Raw genomic sequence first — 21,187 nt, forward strand, 5'->3', positions numbered from 1 at the left:
CACTCACAGGCCGAACGAAGAGCGAACGGTGCTCAACGTTTTAATGAATACCTCATATCATTTGCAGAAAGAAGGATAGGCTAAATGAACCGAATGATCATGATTTTAGGCGCAGCTTCGGTGGGAAAGACCTCCGTGATCCGGTGGCTGGTCCCATATCTGAAAGAAAACCGGATCAAACCATGTCTTTGCAAGATCGACTGTCTGTACACCAACGACTCCGAAACGTATCGGAATCTGAATGTCCCCTATGTGGTAGGACTGAGCGGCGATATCTGCCCGGATCATTTTCTGGTCTCCAATCTCTGCGAATTATGGGACTGGAAAGAGAAACAGCAATGTGACAGCCTGATCATCGAAACAGCCGGACTCTGCAGCCGGTGTTGTCCCGCAACCGAGCACACTCTGAGTGTCTGCGTTCTGGATGCGACCGCCAGCACCCATTCCGCAAAAAAACTCGGTCCGATGGTCACACTGTCCGACTTCATTGTCCTCACCAAAATCGATATGGTCTCACAGGCGGAACGGGAGATTCTCATCCATTCCCTTTCTCAGCTCAATCAGGGCGCAAAAATCTTCCCCGTCGACGGTCTCGTCGGCTACGGAGTGGAATCGCTGGGACACGCAATTCTTTCCGCGCCGCCGGTGGACGTCTATGACGGCGACATGCTCCGCCACACCATGCCCAGCGGTGTCTGCTCCTACTGCATCGGCGAAAAACGGGTCGGAAGCGCATTTCAGCAGGGCGTGGTCGGAAAGATACATTTTGAAAGCGGGGTGTCATCATGATTCATCAGATTCGTATACTTCCGGGCGCAGACAAAAACGGAAAACCGGAAAACTATTCCGAAATCGATCTGAAATCAGGCGAGCTTTACACTATTGTCGGCAATACCGGTTCCGGAAAAAGCCGATTGATCAAGGATCTGGAACAGTTTGTCCAACAGGACTCCGTTTCGCAGCGGACGATTCTTCTGGACGGCCGGCTTCCGTCTCCGGAAGAGAGGCTGACCATCAGCCGGAATCTCATCGCCCATCTCGGTCAGAACATGCGGTTTGTTCTCGACAAAACAGTGGAGGAATTCCTGAAACTGCACGCCGAGTGCCGGGATATCCCGAATCCGGACATCGACGGCATCCTCGAGGTTGCCAACGGGATCACACCGGAACCGGTCACCCGAACCATGAATCTGAACACGCTCAGCGGCGGTCAGAGCCGGGCGCTGATGATCGCAGATATCTCCTGTATCTGCGACAGCCCGGTCGTCCTCATCGATGAGATCGAAAACGCCGGAATCGATAAGACAAAAGCACTGCAGCTTTTACTGAACCGTCAAAAACTTGTCCTTATCGTCACCCATGATCTTCACACCGCACTGATGTCGCAGAAACGAATCATTATGGAAAATGGCGGAGTTAAGGCGATTGCCATCCGAACGCCGGATGAAGAGGCTCTTTATCACGAACTGGAAAAATCTTATCAGAAAAGAAGAAAACTGCAGAATGCCATGCGGGAAGGGAGATCACTGTTATGAAGAAAGTCGTCATGTACTGGAGCAATATCTGCGTCCTTCACAAATTTGAGCGGGATCACATCGAAACCATCCGTCAGGAACTTCTGTCTCTTGGGATCGATCTTCAGACCGAATACTTCGGTCTCGGTTATCCGACGCGTATGAGTGAGGCCATGCTGGACCCGGCAAAGCCTCTTCCGGACATCATCATTTCCACCGATCTGGAGGTCTTTGAAAACAGGGAGCTCTATGAATCCTATTCCCGGGATCTCTATGAGATCGGGACATGGTTTCCGAAAAAAAAGAAGGAGAACTACCGCTCTCTCTACGGAGATCCGCACCTTCTTCCCTTTATCGCCATCCCGATGATGCTCTACTCCAGGGATTCTTCCTGGCATGATACCTCTCTGGCAGATCTTGTAAACTCCCGAATTGCCTTCGGCGGCATCAACAACTCTGCGGCAAAATGCATTTTCAAATATCTGTGGGCGCAGTTCGGAAAGAAAACAGCATCCGATTTTCTGGAGCGGTGCGATCTCTATGACATGCCGATTCAGGGAATGCATGCGGTGAAAACCGGTTCCGCAGAAGCGTCCCTCGTTCCATCCATCTACGCACTCCGCGCCGATATGATCCATGAGTTTGCCTATCCTCTGTCCGACGGATGCATTGTCCTCCCGTCTTTTGCCGCAGTGCGGAACAGCATTGATGAAGAGACCGCCCGAACCATCCTGTTCCGTCTCCTCTCCCCGTCTTTCTGCAATTTCTTTGTCTCAAACGGGGATCTGATCTCCTGCATCGAAGGAACATCCGAATGCCATTCCGGTGCCATCGCCGATGCTCAATACCTCTATCCAAATGAGGATTGGTTCCGCCGTGTGCGACCGGCGGAATTCTACGAAAGCTATTGCCGGATCCTGCCGACTGCGGTGGATTATTCCAAAGCACCGCGTAACCATCCGCGTGCGGAAGAATGATGCGCTGACCGCATAGAAAAATCTTTTCTGATCCGTTTTTTCTCATCCCTGATGTCGGATGAACATTTACTTATGGCAAACCCGAAAAAGAACAAAGTCCGCTTGCGGACTTTGCGCGCCGCCGCTGGTCACCGTTAGGTGACAGCTTCCTTACAGCGGCGTGCGCATCCTCGCGGGGCGTTTTTGTTTCATAGGGAATTTCGGAGAAATCCCCTATGAAACAAAAACGAATGACCGACAGATGTCTCCATCTGCCGGTCAAAATTATTGGTTTTTCAATTCTCAAATCCTATGTTTCGTTTCGGCATGGTTCACTTCCAGCATTCCACCTCGTCGTCCCGAAGTCCGACTTCTGTTGCGACAAACTGCGGATCCAGTCCCGCCTTCTTCTGACGGACATAATCGCGATAGGTTTTTACCGCAACATTGCTCAGCATCGTGCAGGCCACAAGGTTGATCAGGCACATACCGCCCATGGTGATATCTGCGACATCCCACGCTGCTGCCATCGGGATGATCGCGCCCACAAAGATTACGAGAACCGCAAACGCGCGGAAAAGATTCATAAATGTCTTTGACGGAAGCTTCTTGTTGTTCAGATAAGCAAGACCATTCTCACAGTAATAGATATTTCCGATCAGCGTGGTAAACGAGAACAGAATCATCGCTACGGTGATGAAAATCGGACCAAACGCACCGAGCGCGGACGCGATGGAAGCCTGAACCCATTCAGCGCCTGCCAGCTCCGGAGTCGGAGCCACGCCGGAAGCGAGGCACATCAGAACCGTCGCATTGCAGAGAATAATGGTATCAATATAGATGGACAGCATCTGTACCAGACCCTGCTTTGCCGGGTGCGATACCGTTGCAGCCGCAGCCGCGTTCGGGGCTGCGCCGACGCCGGCCTCATTGGAGTAGAGGCCTCTCTTCACGCCGTACATCAGGCAGGAACCGGCAAATCCGCTGAAGATTGCCCTGAAATTGAATGCATCCTCAAAGATCACACCAAAAACGTGCGGAAGCTCGGTGACATTCATCAGAAGAACAATCAGCGCAACTACAACGTATGCAACGCCCATCACCGGAACCAGAATGCCGGCGGTCTTCTCGATCCGCTTTCCGCCGCCCATGATGCAGACAGCAACCAATGCCGCCATGATCACACCGATAATTGCCGGCGTAACGCCTTCCTGATAGAAGCTGTATGTGGAAAATGTCGACTGCACATTATAGGAGCACAGAAGATTGAATCCAAACGAATACGTCAGCAGAAGGAACACGGCAAATGTCATCGCCAGACCTTTGTTGTGAAGCGCGCCCTCGATATAGTAGGCCGGACCGCCGTAAAAGGATCCGTCCGGTTTTCTGCGCTTATACACCTGAGCCAGTGTACACTCGGTGAACGATGATGCACAGCCAAGCAGCGCGAGCACCGTCATCCAGAACGCCGCGCCCGGACCGCCGAGACAGATCGCGGTGGAAACGCCGATGATGTTTCCGGTTCCGACACAGGAAGCCGTCGAGATCATCAGTGCCTGAAACGGTGAAGCACCATTTTCATCTGCCGGCGTTGTCTTCAGAATGTGAATTCCTTCTCCGAGCATCCGGATCTGTACGAATCCCATGCGGATACTGAAATACAGACCTGCCGCAGCCATCACGATCACCAGTACGGGATAGTACAGAAAACTATCCACAGCATCAAGAATTTGCATAATCATACACACTAATCCCCCATTCATCTTGATAAAATGATATGCACTTTGCACGAAAAATCTTATCATGAACCAGAAAAATGCGGTAATGTGTAATACAGATAAGCGTTATCTCAGATTCAAATAGCGAGGGGTATACGGCACACTTCTGCCTCATCTTCGTCAAAAGACCTGTTACAGTTCTTTTAATCGAACCCCATTCTCATCTTTCCAATCAAGATTCCCATTGGACGTACGTCCCATTACGACTGCAGACGCCGCAGAAGGAGCATTGAATTCATAATCCTTCTGAAATACTCTGTTCTGGATCGTTCCATCCATCTCCAGTTTTTTCCTTAGCTTAAAGTAGGATTTTCCCCTGGTTTCAAACGACGGGGTTGTACTTTCCGAAACGAGAGAACCTTTCAGCACTGTAATCCCATTCACACTGATGAATCCCGTTGCGTGTGCACCGGATCCTTTGCAATACAGATACTTTGTATCATCCACTGCCTTTGGCATCGCTGTAAGAACATTATATCCAAGTGTCGCAATCAGAATCCGGATATTCTCGATAAATTCTTCCATTGTGGCAATCTGTGATTCTTTCATAACCGTTTTACTATACGTATTTTTTGTAAGAACTTTATAACGATCACATTCACAAGCCATCTTTACCAGACGGTCTTCCAGATAACGTATCAGTGCTTTGTTTAAGTCTCTCCCGACAAAAACAACTGCCGTATTCCAATAGTACTCTTCCTTGTCGGTCTGATAATCTCTGAGATGCTGTTTCAATCGATCCAAAACACTCTCGGCTTCTCCAATGTATACGGCGTCATCCCCATCTTCTTTTTTACAGAATAGAAAATAAACACCGGCTCCCCGTATATCATCTCTTTCGCAGTCCTGCACTTCTGTACGAGGAATCTTAATGGCCTTTCCATTCCAGTTTGATAACTCTGCTGTAATAAGACTGTCTGCCGTCCCGTTTACAAGAAATAGTTCAATCGTTTTCCCGTACATAATCGTAACTTCCCCTGCTCTTCAACAATCATCGACTCTATCATGATTCATTCCAATCGAAATTAAAATGAATTATCTCCGAATCCTTCATCGGCGCAATAACTCAATTTGTAATTATGTTAAGTTCGCCAGAGATCTCATGACAAGATCCACATCCTGATTTTCCAACTCCTGAATTACGTGAAGATATGTCTTCTGAGTTGTCGTCATACTTGCATGTCCAAGCCGTCTTGCTACACTCGCGATCGACACTCCTGCATACAAAAGAATTGACGCATGAGTGTGCCGAAGCCCATGGACAGAAATCACAGGAATCTCCAGTTTTTGACAATAACGTTCTAATATGTCGTTTACTGTAGAATTGTAGACTCTCTCCTTTGTTACAAAGATTGGTGTATCCACGGGATAATCCTTCACAAGCATTGCAAACTGCATCACCAGCTGCCAATCGATTTGAATCTTCCGGACTGACGACTTATTCTTCGTTGGAGCAAAACCGCCTCCATCCTTATAATTCCAGGTTTTACTGACCGACAAAGTCTGATGCGCAAAATCAAAATCACCCGGAGTGATGGCCAAAGCCTCCGAAAAACGCATACCGGTCTTTGCAACCAGAAGTATAAACCAATCCCAGTTCACTTTTTCTCCCAGCTTCAGGTTCTTTAACAGCGTATGCAATTCAAACTGGTTCAAATACTTCGTCTTCTTTCCAGATGGCGCTTTCCCTTTAATAATCACTTTCCGAGTGGGATCCACCGGAATAAGCCCTTCATCCACCGCATCCAGAATTGCTCCTTTTAGCTGATGATGAAAATCCATCGTCGTCTGACGTTCGTGCTCTTTGGCGTATTCATTGATGATCTGCTGGTATACCACACGAGTCACATCGCACAGTTCCAGATCAGGCGCTAATTTTTCAATCCACGAAAGGCTCATCCAATACTTGGCCAATGTAACATCCCGTATTGCACCTTCTTTGTACACAGAAATCCAATTTCGATAGTAATCCTTCAGTTGATCGGTCGTTTGAAATTCAACAGGCATAAGTCTCTCCTTCCTACGCCGATGAAGGACCGAACTCCTTTTGTTTATTCCGCAGAATTCCAGTTATCCGGATCAGGAATATCAAATCCCCCTTCCAGAATGAACTTTGTCAGAAGATCATCTACCCGATTGCAGACAAGAAATGGCGGAATCGGTTCACCGTCCACTTTGGTAAAATAATCCCGTGCCTGTTCGCGTACTACCGTTGCAGTCAGCGCATTAAATCTTCCATACTCATTCAAATTATCTTTTGATACATGCGCATCCATGATATCCCGAAGCTGCTTTTCAGATAATCCGAGATAATGAATCAAGCGATTAATCTGCATCGTTTTCTCATTTTTCTCATACATCACGATATAATCCCGGAAAACCATTCCCGTAACAAACTTCACATCTCCGGACTGAATATCGTGAAGGAACAGATTCGCATATTTCTGCTCTTTCTGTGATAAAAAAGCAAACGATTTATGAAGTTCCTCCAGTGTATTTTCCACCTCTTTCGGATCAACATTTGGATCGTTGAGTTGCTTTTTCCACTTTTCAAACCGGGAATTCATGTAATCATTGTCAATGACGCCGGTGTTCTGTTCCGTCAGATAAGGATCGATCGGAAACGTGATTTCATCATCACCATTGCCGCCATCGGTTCCACCTGTACGAAGTTCCTTGTATCGCTGCAGAAGAATCTCATATTGCTCCTCCTGAGGGATCAACTTGATCACATCCTCTCTCTCATCTTCTGCATCAACCCTTAGCTCATACTCAGTCTGTTTCCAACTAAATCCCTGAATTCTCGCTGCCTGAAGATATGTTGAAAACTCGCGAAACAGTTTTGCAAATTTTGCTTTCGACGGAACATCAGTCGGAAGCCTATCCATATCCGAGATTCCCGCATTTTTAAAGAGCTCCTCCATATCTTTAAATGTTACATTCATATGTTCCACATTTGTCGGAAGATGATCCGCAAAAAGTCCCTGCGGACGGTCACCGGAATACAATTTAACCGCATCCTCAATGTTCCGCTTCATCGAGTGAGGCATACGATAATACCGAATAGAGCCAAACGGCTTCTCATTGATATTGAACAACCGGTTGGTTCTGGAAAATGCCTGAATCAGATTCTGGTACACCAGAATTTTATCCAGGTACAGTGTGTTGACCCACTTTGAATCAAATCCGGTCAGCATCTGGTTTACAACGATCAGCAGATCCAGCTGTTGCTCCGGTTTTACGCGGGAATACATTTTCTTGTGTGCCAGTCGAAAAGAAACATCGGTCTTGAAGCCGGCATATCCACCAATGTCGAAATTCTGTCCGAACATCTGATTATAATCGTTCAGCATCTCTTTCAGCCCGTCTTCCTTATCAAGAGACCGCTTTCCCCCCTGATTATCAATTGTCGGATCAAATAATCCGGTCACTTTCAGCTTTGGATTTTTCTCGCGGAATTTTCGATAATACCGGATTGCTTCCGGAATACTTGATGTTGCAAAGACCGCATGAAACTTGCTATTTCTGCTCAGCATAACCCAGTTGTCCAAAATATCATCAACCACGGCTTCCTGGAACTTATCGGTCATCCACGCTTCTTTGCCAATATAGTCTTCAATTCCTTTCAGATACTTTCCATCCTCAAGAAGTTTTCCTGCCATTGGCACTTCTACAGAAGACATATAATGGTAGTATTCTTTACTCATCGCCGGATCTGCAATCGCCTCCTCTTCCGAAGCTGCACCCGACTTTTGAAGAGCCACCTGTTTGCGCAGACTCTTATCCGGATAAACACACACCATGGTCGGATCAAAGCCCAATACGTTTTTATCTCTGATTCCGTCGGCAATACTGTATCGGTGTAATTCATCTCCAAAGATATCCGCCGTTGTGCTCATCGCCTGTTCATTTTCTGAAAAGACCGGTGTACCGGTAAATCCGAAAAACAGCGCATTGGGAAATGTTTCCTTGATTGTCGACAGCATCTCGCCAAAAGTTGATCGATGACATTCGTCGATGATGAACACAAGGCGTTTTTCTTTCATCATCTCCAGATCCCGTGCCCGCATCTTTCCTTCTGCATCTTCCTTGATGTTGCTCATCTTCTGAATGGACGAAACAATCAATGTGTTTTTGGGATCTGTACTCTTCAATTTGGAAATCAATGTCACCGTATCTTCCGTTTCCTGAACGTCATCCGCATTATCCGCAAACGCACGGTATTCCTTCAAAGACTGTGTTCCAAGTTCGATACGATCCATCAAGAAAACGACTTTATCTGCATCTTTCGAATTCGCAATCAACTGTGCAGATTTGAACGATGTCATCGTTTTTCCGGATCCGGTTGTATGCCAGACATATCCTCCCAATTGGCTTCCTGCATCCCAGTCATTTTTCGCGACACGATCCGAAATCTTATTTGCCGCATAATACTGATAGCTTCGCATTACTTTAAGGATCCCGTCCGCATCATCCGCCACTGTATAAAACCCAATCAGCTGATGTGCCATAGGAATCGATAACAGGCGCTCCACAACTTGCTTCCAGTTATTGATCGGATCATTGTTCAGATCTGCCCAATGAAAATAAAAATCCGGATTGAATTTTCCTTCCGGCCCCGGATTAGAAAAATACAGGGTTTCTTCCGGATTCATCGCCACAAACACCTGTACCAATGAAAACAAACCAGTAAAGATATTCTCATGCGCATACTTCTCAATCTGGTTTACAGCTTCCTGTACCGGCACGCCGGAACGTTTAAGTTCGATATGAAATACCGGCATTCCGTTAATCAAAAGCATCAGATCTCCACGTCGATCTTGAAGCACCTGCTCATGTCTGGAGAAAAGCGGCTGCTCCACAATCTGATAACGGCTCTGCCCCGCTGCAATCTCCATGCGATCATAAATTTTAAGACTGACCTCTTTACCGTAGTGAAGCTTATCATCCGGATTTTTTCTGGTAATTGCCACCGTTTTTCCATTGATAAAACCATTTAACGCAAGTGGAGTGCGCTTCTCCTGAATCTGTTCAAGAAGTTCATCCATTTCCTCGGGGATCAATGGACAGCCGTTCAAACGATCAATCTCTCTGTTATTTTCAAAGAGAATATCTGCCCAGTTCTGAATCAGATCCTTCTCCGTCGGATTGTAGATTACTTTTTTCTCCCATCCATAACTCTGGAGTGCAGCGATAAGCGCTTTTTCAAAATCAGCTTCTTTCTCGTAATGATCCATAATCATGCTCCTGTTTTTATCATTTTTGTATGTATTCTATCTCTCGTTGATGAAGGGTGATAAGGGTATCGAGACGCTTTAAAACACAATATATTTTCTTTTGCTCTTCAATCGAAGGCACCGCACATTTTACTTTAATAAATGAATCCCAATATAATCTTTTACGGAAATCCGTCACTCCATAGGAAAGATTATTTATCTCTGAAATTGTCGAATCTCGTCGTAGTGCGTAATCCATAAACAAAGGATAGACCTCATCATTTGGAATAGCTGAAATGTATGCAGGGCTTATCATTCCCTCATTTTTAGCTACTCCAATTGCACCTTGCCAAGCACGCATCATGTTAAAAATGAGGTCACCTGAATATACATGTTTATATGTGGATTTATTCTCACTTCGTTTGACAAATTTACCAAGTGCGTCTTCATCCAACGCTCCGTCGGATACTCCTGTATGAATCGAAACAGATAGTATTTGAAGATTATCATTTCCTCTTTCGTTTCTTTCAATATATAGATGTCCTAACTTACGCTGTTCCCAAAAATGAGCAAACCTTTGTGTTAGAAAAAAAAGACACATACTGATGAAGGGTGATAAGGTTATCGAGGCTTCTTAAATAGGTGGCAATTTTATCTTGTTCAGCTTTGCTAGGTACACGAATTTCGAATTGCGAATACTCCTGAGCGTTAACTCCAGGCTGTCCAGAACGCATGGAAGTTACCTTGATAAACTTCTCATAATCTGATGTAAGAGTATTCTGAAATACAAATTCAGGGTTATATTCAGGTTTAATTTTTGCTCGAATTAAGAATCCTGCATAATATACCAATCCATCCGAAGCCCTGTAAATATAGCTTTTTCCAACACTTGCCCCTGTTCTGGCAAATAAAATATCTCCTTCAGATAATTTATAGGCTTCTGATTTCGATAAGTCTGCATCAGGAGATGTTACATCCTCTTGAGAAAACTTTCTGCTGTAATCATCGATATCTGTGATACGAATATACTTATTTGTACCATCATAATCTTTGGCTGCAGCATTGAGTCCGTACTCAAATGATGTAGACATTTCTCCCAACTTACGCTGTTCCCAAAAATAAATCATCCTATATTCATCATTTTTCTCATAATCTCTGAAAGTCCCTTTCGCAGGGACTTTCGCTCAGTTTTAAAAATAGTATTTTCGTTCAGATATTCCTTTAACCTCGATCCATCAACAAACTTGTCTCATACAAACATTGATTCCAGCATTGATTGTTTTATTTTCATCAGTTTCGTCAACTTACTCTGATGAAGGGTGATAAGGTTGTCGAGTTGTTGTATATAAGATACAATTTTGTTCTGTTCTCCTATATGTGGAAGCAGTAATGGCATTTCAAGGAAAGTATCAGCATGTATTCTTTTTGCTTTTCTACTTCCGTCTGCTATGATTCCATTTTTGAGATAAAAGTCTTGTTGTACTGCTCTATAAAACATAAAATATGGATTTATTCCATGACAATCAAAAGCAGGCAAATCTGCAGTGGTTTCATAGCCTTCAAGCTCTTCTGGCACTACTCCAAATGCTGAATTTAAAAAGTCCAATTTGCTATAAATAAACTGTCCTGCATGTCGTATAAAATATTGTGTCGCCGCACTACCTTTATCATCTTTGGCAACAACTCCCTTGCCCCATAATTTTACAGTGAGCTTCTTCGCCTTATCACCAGAATGTCCTTGTTCTCGACTTTCAGAGAGTACATCACCGCACTTACGCTGTTCCCAATCATCAGTAAATCCTGCAAATCGAATTTCTGGAACTCGTTTTCCATTTTTCGGAAACATTTTTCCCATCATTGATTTTTTCACAGAATTCAGTTTTACCAGCTTTCTCTGATGAAGGGTGATAAGGTTGTCGAGGTATGAAAAATACTCTCCGATTTTAATCTGCTCATCTATAGATTTCGGCATAATCATATCCGTATCTTGGAGGGCTGACTTTGAAATTGAAGTAACCTTTATTCCCTGCATTAACGGTTTTAACTGGTTGTGATATGCAGGAGAATTGATATAATACCCCAGGAACATCGGACCATATTTTTCCTTTGGACGACAAGCTATCGTATGAAGTCCTGACAGTAGCTTCAAACCTTTGGAACCCTGTATTTCTGTACATTTACCAACAGTATCATCCTCTGCTGTATCTGCAATTATAATGTCCCCATCTTGCAAAAAAGAGTTCTTAAACTTATCGGCTTTAGCATCGTCGGATATGTACGGCAATTCTGCTTCGGAGGCATCAATATAGTCTCCAAACTTTATCAGCACATCGCCATAATGCACATTCTTTACTGTACCGCTTTCGTAGTTCAATTCCGCTCTCGACAGGGTATTATTCTGCAATCCCTCAAAGACCGAAGAGAACTTACGCTGTTCCCAATCCTCCGTAAACCCTTTAAATCGCACTCTTGGTGCACGTTTATTTTCCATTTTACGCACCTCCCAAAAGAAGCTGTAATTCCCGGATACCTTCCATATCTGTTTCCGATCCAGTAAGATCCCCCAACATTTCAGCAAGAGACTTCTCTGTTTCTGCGATCTCCTTCTCAAGATCATTCATTGTAATTGCATATTTTGATCCGAGTATTTCAATCGCCTTTGAAAACTGGGTCAGCATTTCGCTGTCAAGGCTCAGGATTCCATCTTTTATCGTCTTAACCCATTTTTCATGAAGAAGGTAACGAACCTGATCGTCACTGAGTTTTTCCATCAGTTCCTTCGTTTCAAGATGCAACCTGTCTTCATCCTGTTTTACCTCTGTTTTAAGACGCTTTTCTTCTGTATTTAATCGCTCTGCCTTTTGCAAAGACTCAATCAAATTGCGATTTGATATGGCATCGTCCTTCAGCACCTTAACCACCGCTTTGATATTCTTAAACACAAAAGCATCATTCGTATCATTCAGCGCGTCAGAGATATTTTCCTTATCCTCTTCGCTCAGCGCTTCAAGAAGCTCTTCATACGATGACGGAATTGCATCTAACTGTTCTTGCTTTTTCTTCATCGAATTCAGTTGATCTGCCATGTATGTTCTTTGAACCAAATCAAACGGAAGAACATGTCCCTTCCATCCGTCCTGCACTTCCGTATTTACGCCATTTTTCTTTTTGACGATCATGTTCGGATCAACCTGTTTTACCGCTTTCATGCCTTCTGTCTGAATCACCTCCAGATCTCCGGCAATGTCGGAAAACTGGGTCGCAAAAATTTCATATGCCTCATATGGATCCAATAAGGAAATACTTGAAAAGCGTTCAAAAATATTCGCCGCAATCGCTTCCTCTGTCTTTGGTATCGCCAGTGTCTCCGCGCTGTCAATCAGAGTATGATCCATGTATTCTTCAAAATCCGCGAACACACCTTCAAACGCTTTTCGGAACGAATTCACATCTTTGTTGTTCTGAATTGTCTTAACAACATCCTTCGTTCTCAGCTGACTATATGATCCATTTCCATCAAACAGTTCGTTTTTCAAAGCTGGAAAAACCTTCCAAAACTTATCAAACTGTTTTAATTCGTTCTCCGGAACACCTCCAAACATCGATGCGTAAATATCATAGCCTTCCGTCTCTTCCGACGAATCAACATAACGTGGAATATTCAGGTTGTAATCATTTGCTCTTATCTCCTCGAGACTGACAACGCGTGAGTATTTCTCAACATTCTTACGTTCCCGGACTGTATCAACAATCTTTCGAATGTCAGAGGCGCGAAGAGCATTATTCTTTCCAACTTTAGCAAATCCTTTCGACGCATCAATGATCAGTACATCACTGTTTTCTCTCTTCTGTCGAAGAACCATAATAATGGTCGGAATCCCAGTACCGAAGAAGATATTCGCCGGAAGACCTATTATCGCATCAATATTATTCTGCTCGATCAGATTCTTCCGAATTTGTCCTTCTTCTCCGCCGCGGAACAAAACACCATGTGGCAGAACAATCGTCATAATTCCATCCGGCTGAAGATGATAGAGATCATGTAAAAGAAATGCATAATCCGCCTTGGATTTAGGCGCCACCCCGTATCTGGAATATCTTGCATCATTTTCCTTTCCTGCCGGATCCCATCTCTGTGAGTACGGCGGATTAGACACAACCGCATCGACGTATAACGGATCATACGTTCCCTGCGGATCATTCTCATCAAAATACGGCCAGTCTTCTTCCAAAGTATCGCCGTTTCTTGTCACTATGTTATCCGGCAGGATACCGCGCATCACGAGATTCATACGAGTCAGATTATACGTATTCACCTTCAATTCCTGCGCATAATACCGAATGCGGTTTGCATCCTGCATATATTTTGCAGTTGTCTTACCGATGTTAATCAAAAGGCTACCTGAACCGGACGTCGGATCATAGATTTTGATTTCATTACGTCCTTTCAGATGATCTGCGATGATTTCGGACATCAAAAGCGATACTTCGTGCGGCGTATAGAATTCTCCGGCTTTTTTCCCTGCATTTGCTGCAAAGTTTGAGATAAGGTATTCATAGATAAATCCCAGGACATCGTAATCCTGCTTTCCATTCATCGGAATTTCATCAATCAGATGAATCAGGTCACTGACTGCTTTCGTCTGAGATTTGGTATTCTCCCCCAGCTTGGACAGACCGGTTTCCAGCGTATTAAAGATTCCTTCGAATACTTTTTTATGAGACGACGAAATCAAACGATTAAAGGACGATAATCCTGTTCTAACATTATCAACGGTAAAATCGGATCCCATATGAATCCATGTTGAGAACAAATCCTTATATGCGATGAAATATCCCAGATTCTGCTGCGCGCTTGATTTGCTCGAATACCGATCATCAGCTTCTTCATTGACATATGACTTTATCGATTCGTGATCAAATCCTCTGGAAACAAGCCACTGTTCTTCCTTGTCAGAAAGGTATTTATAAAATATAAATCCAAGAATATAATCCTTATATTCATTCGCTTCAATCTTTGACCGCATCTGATTTGCGGACTCCCAAATCTTTGTTGCAAGCTGCTGCTTATTCATAGCTTAAGCTCCTTTACTATCTGTAATATTCTATACCGTCTTTTTTATCATTACGGTTTCAAGCACCCGATCGGGACAATATAAACTCCATCTTCTCTTCGATATGCGTACTCTCCGGTGCCAACCACGATCATCATAAAGGATGGTGCGGGCATTTTCGTTGTGTCGATCTTTGCTGCAAGTGTCTTAAGATTCGCGGCACCTTCCTCGATCAACCGCTGTCCGCCGAGCTTGATCTCTGCCAGTCCGTATTTCCCATTCCGCAGATGAATCACCGTATCACATTCCAAACCGGTTTTATCCCGGTAATGCAGGACATCACCGCCAAGGTATTCCGCATAAACACGGAGATCTCTGACACACAGCGTCTCAAACAGCAGACCCAGGGTATTCAGATCGTTAATTAAATCGTTTGGGCCTACTCCAAGAGCTGCCGTCGCAATCGACGGATCGACATAGTATCTCGTGTCGGTTGTCCGGATCGATGTCTTCGAGCGCAGATTCGGATTCCACGCCGGCATATCCTCCACAACAAATATCTTCTTTAACGCGTTGATATAGGATGCAATCGTATCCTCACTCAGTGACTCCGTGTCATTTGCCTGAATGTCATCCCGGAGGACGGTATTCGCAACCTGTCCGCCCTGATTGCGTGCAAAGGATCTCATCAGGCGCTTCACTCGCTCCGGATCTTTCGTCACGCCGTCCGCCCGGTTGATGTCCGATTTCACCACAGCGTCATAGTAGTCTACTGCCTGTGTAAGAGCGATCTTTTCCCTCATGCCGATGGCATGCGGCCAGCCGCCCCGGCAGATCTGAAATGCAAGCTTACCGATATCCAGCGAATTGGTTCCCACAATCTGTTCCGGCGTTTTGAATAATTCTTCCAGACTGACTTCGCCGGAGGATTCACCGGATTCATAGAGGGACATCGGGCGCATCGTAAGCCATGTAAACCGACCGGTTCCCGAATGCGTGATCTCTCTTGACTCCACCGGCACAGCCGATCCGGTCAAAATGAACTGGCCTTCCTCACCTCTGGTATCCACCTCATATCTTGCCGCATCCCAAAGTTTGGGCGCGATCTGCCATTCATCGATCAGTCGCGGAACCTCTCCCTGAAGAAGTCGTTCCGGCGCAATCTCCGACAGCTGAATATTGGCATCCCGCCTGGACGGTTCATCCATTCGAAGTACGCTGTTCGCAACCTGCATGGCGGTGGTTGTCTTTCCGCACCATTTAGGTCCTTCGATAACGACTGCTCCCTTCGCTTCCAGTTTGTCCTTTAATATATCATCTACAATACGTGGTTTGTATTCTTTCATAGATTCACCTCTTACCTCAAAGAATAATACTTTTTCGGCGAATTGGCAACTTTTTGTTCGGCGAGTTGGCGCGTTTTCATTCGGCGAGTTGGCACGTTTTCATTCGGCGAGTTGGCGCGTTTTTATTCAGCGAGTTGGCGCATTTTCGTTCGGCGAGTTGGCACTTTTCGTTCAAAAAAAGCCACAGGACATCCTTCCGCAGTCTTTTGCTGCGTCTGACGCTCTGTGGCTTTTCCTGTCGTTCCAAAAAACTACGGACAGGGATGCTCCAAATTATTCCTCTTTCTTTGACTCGTTCCCTGTTTTCCTTTGTTTGCGGTCCTTTTCTTCAGCGGTTACAGGTTGATATCCCCATATGCCGGAAAACCGTATGCTCCCACCGCACTCTTGACCGCGGTTACGATCGCCATAGACATCACCTGTGCAGCCAGTGTTCCGACCATATCCATATCCGCCTGAACCGTTCCGTTAGAGAGAGCATAGATGGTATCACCATCCAGCGATGTGTGCACCGGGCGGATACAGCGGGCATATCCGTTGTGTGTCATGGATGCGATCTTAGAGAGCCGGGCCTTGTCAAACACCGCATTGGTCAGGATCGCTCCGATGGTCGTATTGGCGACAAAGCCTTTATTTTTGTTTTCCGCCATCTCATACATCACCTGTTCGGTGCTGCGGAAAGACTTTTTATCCTCCGTGAGGAGACCTGCAATCATCTTTCCCGTTTCCGGATCATAGATATCGCCGATGGCATTGACCGCAACGATCGCACCGAGCTGAACATCGCCGATCTGCACGGCGGCGCTTCCGATTCCGCTCTTCATGGAGTAATCCATGCCGAGATATTTTCCGACGGTCGCCCCACAGCCGGCGCCGTAATTGCCATCCCGGTAGTTCCGTTTTTCCGCATTGACACAGGCCTGATATCCCATCGCCCTGTCCGGACGCACCATCGGATCGCCGACCGTCAGATCAAAGATGTCCGACTGACAGATCAGTGGAATATGCGTGACTCCCATATCATATCCGATTCCCCGCTCTTCGAGGTACTGCAGCACGCCGTCCGTCGCCCCCAGACCAAAGGTGCTTCCGCCGCCGAGAACCAGCGCGTGAATTGTCGGCGTTGTGGAAAACGGTCTAAGTAACTCACATTCCCGTGAAGCCGGGCCGCCGCCTCTCACATCCACACCCGCTGCCATCTCTCCTTCGGCAAGAATCACCGTACAGCCGGTGGCTGCTTCCGCATTTTCTGCCTGTCCGATCCGAAAACCTTTAATGTCATTAATTCCGATTTGCTTCATGCTCTCTTCTCCCCGTCATTTTCCAGCAAAACCCGCAGCCAATCAGCTTTTGTGGTTTTGCCCCTTTTCCGCTCCAAGCTCTGTTTTTTCCATAACACTTGCCCTGCTTTCGAATTCTTTGCTAATTATACTATAAAAAAAGACTCGATAATATACCGTCATTGCGATCTGATCTTTCGCCGGTTTTCCCGGTCAATCCGGCAGAGGCTCAATGAACGCGCCGGAAAGATTACACTCTGTTCCTTCGCAGGTTTATCCGGCCGTGAAGAATTGCCAGGCACAGAGCATAGATCATTCATCATTTCATCCCATTTGTCATAGCAAAAATCTATGGCTATCCCCTTTTATAAAATATTGTATTTTCCGCAAAAAACATGCTTTAATGGCAATAACCAATTAAACTCCTATGTTTTAAAGAAACCAAGGCAAATCACGCTCCGGCAAGTTCCGGACGTTTGCGGAAAAATCCGGCAGGTCATATAAGCAAAGGCGTCCGGCGGACTACATTTTACTGCGGACAGTTACTGCGAAAAAAATATACTAAAAGTGAGGAACCATCATGAAAATTATTGATATACTGAACAAGAAGAAAACAACGCTGTCCTTTGAAGTATTCCCGCCGAAAAAGATCGAGAACTTTGATTCCGTTCAGCAGGTCACCGAGGAAGTTGCCGCATTAAAACCGAGTTTCATGTCCGTGACATACGGCGCGGGCGGAGGAACCTCCGAGTTCACGCTCAACATTGCCAAAAATATCCGCGACAAATACGGTGTGGAGGTGCTTCCGCACCTCACCTGCGTTTCCTCCACCAAAGAGGATGTCCATCAGATGCTCCGGAAGATACAGGCCAATGGTTTTGACAATATCATGGCACTCCGCGGCGATATCCCGAAGGACGGTGCCCCGCACGACGACTACCACTATGCTTCCGAGCTGATTGAGGATATCCGCGCTCACGGTGATTTCTGCATCGGCGCAGCCTGCTATCCGGAAGGTCATGTCGAGTGTTCTCACAAAAATGAAGACATCAAAAACCTGAAACGCAAAGTCGACGCCGGTGTGGATTTCCTCACCACGCAGATGTTTTTTGACAACGCGGAGTTTTTCAACTTTCTCTATCGCCTCCGCGAAAACGACATCCGCGTTCCGGTGCTTGCCGGTATCATGCCGATCACAAACGCCGTGCAGCTCAGCCGCTCCGTTGCCCTGTCCGGAACCAGTGTCCCGACCCGCTTCCGTGAGATCGTGGACAAGTTCGGAGACCACCCGGCAGCGATGAAGCAGGCCGGCATCATTTACGCAACCGAACAGATCGTGGACCTCATCGCGAACGACGTTCGCCACATCCACGTTTACTCCATGAACAAGCCGGATATCGCAGAAGCCATTCAGAAGAATCTCTCCGAAATCCTGAAGGTCTGATGCGATTGTCCGCGGAAAGAAATCATGATTGACATCAATTTGCATGAGGTATACCGTTTTCTCGGGGATCGGACCATCCGCCCCGGAGACGAACTCGATGAACGGATCCGCCGCTGCATTGGAAAAATGCAGCAGTCAGCTGCTCCGCGAAGCATCCACCGGAGATTTCCGGTCCGGACCAAATCTCCGGATCTTGTTTTCATCGCGGATCTGACGATCCGGTCCAAAAACCTGTATAAAAACCTGAAGGGCTGCGATGAAGTAATCCTCTTTGCCGCAACCGTCGGGGTCGGCATCGACCGGCTCATCCGCCGGAGCGAGGTCACAAGCATTCTGGACGCCGCGATCTATCAGGCGGCGGGCGCGGCGATGATCGAAGCTTATGCAGACGCCGAAGTCCGGGACCTCGCCGATGAAGCCCAAAAAACAGGTTACACATTCCGTCCCCGGTATTCCCCGGGTTACGGAGATCTCCCTCTGTCTCTTCAGAGGGACTTTTCGCGTCTTCTGGATATGGAAAAATGGTGCGGCATCACTCTGACCGATACGCTCCTCATGGTCCCCAGCAAATCCATCACCGCCTTCATCGGATGCGTGAAGAATTCCGACCGGATCAACAGAGAAACCGGTGTCTCCGGAGGAATCGTCTCCGGAACCGCGGTCTATGAAACCGTTGTCTCCGGAACCGGCTCCAATCCGGATGATTCCGAATATCTCGCCGATATTGTCAATCCGCTGGAACTGGAAACCTCATGTAAAAAACCGGAGCCTGACTCCCACCAGTCTTTCCGTTCCCCCGACAGGGATGCGGAACAGCCGGAACAGACCTCCGACATGACAGGCATTCCTTCGGAATCGGACTCGTGTCTGACCTGCAGCCACGCTCCGGACTGCCTCTACCGGAAACAGCCGGGCGCAAACACTCCTTGAACGTCAAACCGTAATTCAGCCCCGCACATTCCCCGCGGCATATGTATCGTCCGATTCCCGCATTCCGCGGGTGTTCGGACAGAATGATTTCATGAAAGATAGTTCAGAAAGAAAGAGAGAAACTGCGATGCGCAAAAACATATTAGACCGGATCGGAAAAGAATGGATATTTTTTGACGGCGGTACCGGATCGATTCTTCAGGAAAAAGGTCTTCAGCCGGGCGAACTCCCGGAAACATGGAATCTCACCCATCCGGACGACATCATTGACCTGCATCTCGGTTATCTGAATGCCGGTTCTCATATCTTCAACACGAACACCTTCGGCGCCAACCGTCTGAAATTCCCGGAGAATCTGGACGAGATCGTCACATCCGCCGTACGTCTCGCGAAAGAAGCCCGAACCCGTGCCGGCCGCGAGAACGACGCCTATATTGCCCTGGATCTCGGACCGACCGGAAAACTCCTTGCGCCCATGGGCGATCTTTCTTTCGACGACGCGGTTGAGATCTTTGCCGAAGTCGTGCGCATCGGAGCGAGAGAAGGCGCGGATCTCGTCCTCATCGAGACCATGAACGATTCCTATGAGGCGAAGGCAGCCGTTCTCGCCGCAAAGGAAAACTGCGATCTTCCGGTCTTCATCACCTGTGTCTTCGACGGATCCGGAAAAATGCTGACCGGCGGAACGCCGGAATCGGTGACCGCGATGCTGGAGGGTCTCGGCGTCGACGCATTGGGTACCAACTGTTCCCTCGGACCACGGCAGATGATCCCCATCGTGGAGCGTCTGGTGAAAGCTGCCCACGTTCCGGTCATCGTCAACCCGAATGCGGGGCTTCCGAAATCCGTTGACGGAAAGACCGTCTACGATGTGGATCCGGATGCCTTTGCCGGTTACATGAAAACCATCGCCGGACTCGGCGCATCCGGGCTCGGCGGCTGCTGCGGAACAACGCCGGAACATATCCGAAAAGAGATCGCTGCAGTCACAGCGCTTCCGTTCCGTATACCGACACCGGAAAAACACACCGTCATCTCCTCCTTCTCACAGACCGTAGAAATCGGCGGCGGCGCAAAACCGGTCATCATCGGCGAGCGTATCAATCCGACGGGCAAAAAACGCTTCAAGCAGGCACTGATCGAGCATGACATTGACTATATCGTGGAGCAGGGTCTTCAGCAGGAGGATGCCGGCGCTCTCGTTCTGGATGTCAATGTCGGCTCCCCGGAGATTGACGAGACAGAGCTTCTGGACGAGGTTATCATCCGTCTCCAGAGTGTGCTGGCACTTCCGCTCCAGATTGATACGGCAAATCCTGCAGCCATGGAGAGGGCACTGCGGCATTACAACGGCAAGGCACTGATCAATTCCGTAAACGGAAAGCAGGAGGTTATGCAGGCGGTATTTCCGCTGGTCAAAAAATACGGCGGTGTCATCGTCGGCCTGGCGCTCGATGAAGACGGCATCCCGGACAATGCCGACGGCCGCATCCGGATTGCAAAAAAGATCTATGAGACGGCAGCATCCTACGGCATTCCGAAAGAAGATGTCATCATCGACGGACTCTGTATGACCATCTCAAGTGATCCCCGGAGCGCGATCACCACACTGGAGACCGTTCGCCGGATCCGGGATGAACTGGGCGGAAGCTCGATTCTCGGTGTGTCG

Annotated in this window: 16 protein-coding genes; 6 read left to right on the plus strand and 10 right to left on the minus strand. The window is 47.0% G+C overall.

Annotated features, from left to right (window positions below; all coding sequences use genetic code 11):
* Positions 1–93 precede the first annotated feature (93 nt).
* Genes BMW41_RS07135 through BMW41_RS07145 form a run of 3 tightly spaced genes read left to right on the plus strand, consistent with a single transcriptional unit; the run spans position 94 to position 2,491 of the window.
* Positions 94–789, plus strand: coding sequence for a GTP-binding protein (locus BMW41_RS07135; protein WP_242870307.1), 696 nt, complete (start codon positions 94–96; stop codon positions 787–789).
* On the plus strand, positions 786–1,535 hold the full coding sequence (locus BMW41_RS07140) for an ATP-binding cassette domain-containing protein (RefSeq protein WP_242870308.1): 750 nt from the start codon (positions 786–788) through the stop codon (positions 1,533–1,535). Before BMW41_RS07135 ends, BMW41_RS07140 begins: the two co-directional genes overlap by 4 nt.
* The gene (locus BMW41_RS07145) at positions 1,532–2,491 is read left to right on the plus strand and encodes a hypothetical protein (protein ID WP_074649500.1); all 960 of its coding nucleotides are present in this window, start codon (positions 1,532–1,534) and stop codon (positions 2,489–2,491) included. The genes BMW41_RS07140 and BMW41_RS07145 overlap by 4 nt, the downstream gene beginning before the upstream one ends.
* Positions 2,492–2,802: 311 nt before the next feature.
* On the opposite strand, the gene BMW41_RS07150 is transcribed toward BMW41_RS07145, so the two are convergent.
* The 10 genes from BMW41_RS07150 to BMW41_RS07195 form a co-directional block, all read right to left on the minus strand.
* Positions 2,803–4,212 carry an alanine/glycine:cation symporter family protein gene (locus tag BMW41_RS07150; protein WP_177171188.1) on the minus strand — a complete coding sequence of 470 codons (1,410 nt, stop codon included), beginning with the start codon at positions 4,210–4,212 and terminating at the stop codon, positions 2,803–2,805.
* Positions 4,213–4,380: 168 nt separating this feature from the next.
* Positions 4,381–5,211 (minus strand): GIY-YIG nuclease family protein, encoded by an 831-nt coding sequence (locus BMW41_RS07155; protein ID WP_207646874.1) that lies wholly within the window; start codon positions 5,209–5,211, stop codon positions 4,381–4,383.
* Positions 5,212–5,325: 114 nt separating this feature from the next.
* Complete coding sequence (locus tag BMW41_RS07160; protein WP_074649502.1) at positions 5,326–6,255, minus strand: site-specific integrase; 930 nt, start codon at positions 6,253–6,255, stop codon at positions 5,326–5,328.
* Between the two features lie 44 nt (positions 6,256–6,299).
* The gene (locus tag BMW41_RS07165) at positions 6,300–9,485 is read right to left on the minus strand and encodes a type I restriction endonuclease subunit R, EcoR124 family (RefSeq protein ID WP_083378825.1); all 3,186 of its coding nucleotides are present in this window, start codon (positions 9,483–9,485) and stop codon (positions 6,300–6,302) included.
* A 19-nt stretch (positions 9,486–9,504) separates the two neighbouring features.
* Positions 9,505–9,918 (minus strand): restriction endonuclease subunit S, encoded by a 414-nt coding sequence (locus tag BMW41_RS07170; protein ID WP_074649504.1) that lies wholly within the window; start codon positions 9,916–9,918, stop codon positions 9,505–9,507.
* Between the two features lie 94 nt (positions 9,919–10,012).
* Positions 10,013–10,591 (minus strand): restriction endonuclease subunit S, encoded by a 579-nt coding sequence (locus BMW41_RS07175; protein WP_074649505.1) that lies wholly within the window; start codon positions 10,589–10,591, stop codon positions 10,013–10,015.
* Between the two features lie 122 nt (positions 10,592–10,713).
* Positions 10,714–11,955 (minus strand): restriction endonuclease subunit S, encoded by a 1,242-nt coding sequence (locus tag BMW41_RS07180; protein ID WP_074649506.1) that lies wholly within the window; start codon positions 11,953–11,955, stop codon positions 10,714–10,716.
* Between the two features lies 1 nt (position 11,956).
* A complete protein-coding gene (locus tag BMW41_RS14945) occupies positions 11,957–14,539 on the minus strand; it encodes a type I restriction-modification system subunit M (protein ID WP_074649507.1) in 2,583 nt (860 codons plus the stop codon).
* 50 nt (positions 14,540–14,589) lie between these two features.
* Entirely contained in the window at positions 14,590–15,864 is a 1,275-nt protein-coding gene (locus tag BMW41_RS07190; RefSeq protein ID WP_074649508.1) for an ATP-binding protein, read from the minus strand.
* A gap of 335 nt (positions 15,865–16,199) precedes the next feature.
* On the minus strand, positions 16,200–17,165 hold the full coding sequence (locus tag BMW41_RS07195) for a P1 family peptidase (protein ID WP_074649509.1): 966 nt from the start codon (positions 17,163–17,165) through the stop codon (positions 16,200–16,202).
* Between the two features lie 559 nt (positions 17,166–17,724).
* On the opposite strand from BMW41_RS07195, the gene metF reads away from it, so the two are divergent.
* The 3 genes from metF to BMW41_RS07210 form a co-directional block, all read left to right on the plus strand.
* The gene (gene metF / locus BMW41_RS07200) at positions 17,725–18,588 is read left to right on the plus strand and encodes a methylenetetrahydrofolate reductase [NAD(P)H] (protein WP_074649510.1); all 864 of its coding nucleotides are present in this window, start codon (positions 17,725–17,727) and stop codon (positions 18,586–18,588) included.
* Between the two features lie 24 nt (positions 18,589–18,612).
* Entirely contained in the window at positions 18,613–19,518 is a 906-nt protein-coding gene (locus BMW41_RS07205; RefSeq protein WP_074649511.1) for a vitamin B12 dependent-methionine synthase activation domain-containing protein, read from the plus strand.
* Positions 19,519–19,645: 127 nt separating this feature from the next.
* On the plus strand, positions 19,646–21,187 hold a 1,542-nt coding region (locus BMW41_RS07210; RefSeq protein ID WP_177171189.1), incomplete at its 3' end, for a homocysteine S-methyltransferase family protein.

The sequence above is a fragment of the [Clostridium] aminophilum genome (genome assembly GCF_900101295.1).
Lineage (GTDB): Bacteria > Bacillota > Clostridia > Lachnospirales > Lachnospiraceae > Clostridium_R > Clostridium_R aminophilum_A.